This is a genomic window from Bacillus cereus group sp. BfR-BA-01350, from assembly GCF_022663775.1.
In the GTDB taxonomy this organism is placed as follows: domain Bacteria; phylum Bacillota; class Bacilli; order Bacillales; family Bacillaceae_G; genus Bacillus_A; species Bacillus_A paranthracis.
Window position 1 is genome coordinate 1 of record NZ_JAKUGD010000053.1, and the last position, 241, is coordinate 241.

Genomic DNA, 241 nt, shown 5'->3' on the forward strand with positions numbered 1-241 from the left:
TGAAATGTCAAAAGGATACAAGTTCACAAAAGAAGAGTTAGTAGAAGCGTGGAAAGATCCACAAGTAAGAGAGAAGTTAAAAGACTTACCGAAACACCCATCGGGAAAAGCGTTAAATGAATTAAGTGAGGAAGAGTTAGCGGAAATCCAAGGGGCATCAGATGTACAACCAGAAACAACACCACTTTGTGTGGGAGTCATTATCGGGTTAACAACGTCAATTAAGATTTGTAAATAAAAT

Annotated in this window: 1 protein-coding gene; it reads left to right on the plus strand. The window is 37.8% G+C overall.

All coding sequences use genetic code 11. From position 1 onward, the window contains the following. Window positions 1–238, plus strand: a 238-nt coding sequence (locus MR147_RS26915; RefSeq protein ID WP_242304893.1) for a mersacidin family lantibiotic, incomplete at its 5' end; no start/stop codon positions are given. Window positions 239–241: the final 3 nt, after the last annotated feature.